The organism is uncultured Rummeliibacillus sp., from assembly GCF_934216135.1.
GTDB lineage: Bacteria > Bacillota > Bacilli > Bacillales_A > Planococcaceae > Rummeliibacillus.
The window spans coordinates 1-2,517 of sequence record NZ_CAKQBI010000081.1 but is presented as its reverse complement, the minus strand read 5'-3'; the positions used below and the strand labels follow the sequence as shown (position 1 = coordinate 2,517).

General features: G+C 32.3%; 1 protein-coding gene, 1 tRNA gene and 1 pseudogene. 2 read left to right on the top strand and 1 reads right to left on the bottom strand.

Going from position 1 to position 2,517, the window contains the following annotated elements:
• Positions 1–92 precede the first annotated feature (92 nt).
• Positions 93–176 (top strand) — tRNA-Leu (locus Q0977_RS18135).
• A gap of 239 nt (positions 177–415) precedes the next feature.
• Here Q0977_RS18135 and Q0977_RS18130 read toward each other — a convergent pair.
• Positions 416–1,786, bottom strand: coding sequence for a DUF6056 family protein (locus Q0977_RS18130; protein WP_002295438.1), 1,371 nt, complete (start codon positions 1,784–1,786; stop codon positions 416–418).
• A gap of 178 nt (positions 1,787–1,964) precedes the next feature.
• Here Q0977_RS18130 and Q0977_RS18125 point away from each other — a divergent pair.
• Positions 1,965–2,228: pseudogene (locus tag Q0977_RS18125) on the top strand (FosX/FosE/FosI family fosfomycin resistance thiol transferase); the annotation flags it as partial.
• Between the last annotated feature and the right edge of the window lie 289 nt (positions 2,229–2,517).

Sequence of the window (2,517 nt, the reverse complement as noted above, 5' to 3'; positions counted from 1 at the left end):
TCTCCGTCATATTTCTCCATCTTAATAAGTCCTCCCATTTTTGAGCTTGACAACTATGTAAAACCTCGCTATCATTAGTGTGTTATTATTACGCAGATGTGTTGGAATTGGCAGACAAGCATGATTGAGGGTCATGTGAGCGTTAGCTCGTGTGGGTTCGAGTCCCATCATCTGCACTACAACTCGTGAAGTTAATTTTGCTTCACGAGTTTTTTTGTTTGAACGTTTCTTTATGCCATTATATACATATCACTGTATCCTTTACAAAAAGAACGTACAATCATGTAAACAGCCTGAGGTGAGTATATGAAGGTCGGAAACAAGCTACTCGTAGAAACTTGCAAGTGTTAAAACAATTAATCGAAAAACGAGTAAAATCCCTCACCTAATACTAAAGCGAGGGATTTTTTGTATATTATCTGTTTATCACCGTTATTATAAAGGTACAAATACCAAGCACGGTTAATCCAAATTGCATAAATTCATTTTTTTGTACACTCATGCTTTTCATTAGCTCTTTAACTGCCATTAGTACTAAGATGGCGATAACAACATAAAGTATATAGTACGTCCGCATTCCGGAAGCCCATACTGTGGGAGAAAATCCCATAATTAACCTTGAACAAAATCCCATTATCATCAAAATAACTAAAAAAATAGAAGTTTTCTTATTGTCAAAACTTAAATAAATTCCAACAATTAAACATAGTAATAATGCCAAGACTACTAAAGTAGCTATCCAAGTACCTGGATAAAAAAGTGACAGTTTCGTTCCTAACTCTGTAAAGAGATTATTCAGGTTACTACTACTCCAAATCATTGCCCTTTTATTTCCATTGACGTAAGTAAAGCTTTGACCCATTGTATTACCAAAATAAATAATCAGGTTTAAGAAAAACGGTAATGCAGTCAATATACGCACATAATAGTTTTGACATTTCCTATATGTTAGAAGGAAAATTAAGAAAAATAGCAATAAAAATAAGATATTCATGTCTAAAAAAAACGGCTTTCCAAATGATGAAATACCTAAATCTAACTTATTAAGAAAGTTGAAATTTTTATATTCAGGAAACCATTTATTAATTTCATGTGCAGCACGTAATGCATTCCCTGGAGTTGTCAAAGAGAAAATTAATTCTGCTAAGCTTATTATTGAAAATACTGATAACTTATAATTATATCGTCCATTGACAATCAAATATAAACTAACTATACTTGTTAGAACAAAAAAACAGGCGTTGACTTGTTCTTGATTAGTTAAAAATATCAATAAAGGAATACTTACCCAATATATTTTTCTATTTATTTCTTCTCCTCTTAAGAGTTGAAAAAACGGATAAAAAGTTAGTAAACTAAATGCTACTGGCCACTGATAGTTCAAGGTGGTTGCTCTCCAACCGGTTTCCCCCATTACTGTCAATGGTATTAAACAGTATATAGAGCAAACCAATAATAAATTTTTAACATTTATTTTCTCAAAAACATACTTGCAAAGTAATACTACAATTCCTAACATAATCGTAGAATTTAATAATTTCCATAGCATAAAGTGTTTAGAAAAGAACATTAAGAATAGTTCTATAATAATTCTTGAACTCCATGTCTTATAATGTTCTATCGAAGCACCCAAATAGCCAAGTTCATCTAATCTACTTGCATAAACTACGTCATCCGCTCTCATAGTCGGCATATACATATTAAAGAGTAAAAAGATACCCCAAATCCCTATTAGTAACAAGATCAGTTCTTTGTTATTCGTTATTTTTCTATTATGTTTGTTCATTTTTATACTCCTTCTTATATTTCCTAATAGAGTATAACATAGCTTTAAGCATTACTTAAAGATAACTTAAAAGTTATCTTTTAAATACTTAATTGTTAAATACCTTATTTGATGCAAAAGAAATCTACGATAGTCAACAAAAAAATTTTCATTATATCCAGAAAAATTTTTCTTAGTTAAGGACCTATGGATTGCAGTAATGCAGAATTCGTCGAATAAACTGCCAAAGACATACAATCATATTGCTTTTAAAATTGACGAACAAGATATAGATTCGTTTGTCTCAAAAATCCAAATGTTAGGTTTAACTGTCGAACCAGGACGTTCTCGTGTGAAAGGCGAGGCTTCTTCAATTTACTTTTACGACTATGATAATCACCTCTTCGAGTTACATACCGGTACTCTCCAGGAACGTTTAAAATCCTACAATTCCGCTACCTGAGACTAGTAATGACTAGTCTCTTTTTATGGCCTCTGATCCCCCCATTGAGCGAATACTAATAGGGCTTCGAATTGATCTGTTCAATCTTTAAGCAATATCCCTCAAATGAGTTTGGAAAGTTTAGTGATTCATCACAAATACTTAAATACATGTAGTTATATATAGATTGAGGTTCTTGTGAGCGTATGCTCGTGTGGGTTCAAATCCCATCGTCTGCATCCATCTTTCCAAAACAAGCGGCTAGGACATTTTTGTCTCAGCCGCTTGTTTTCTAGTTTATTCTTTCATC

Bases quoted from the DNA above. Each gene is read 5' to 3' on its own strand.
- Q0977_RS18130 (WP_002295438.1), bottom strand. From the start codon at position 1,786: ATGAACAAACATAATAGAAAAATAACGAATAACAAAGAACTGATCTTG.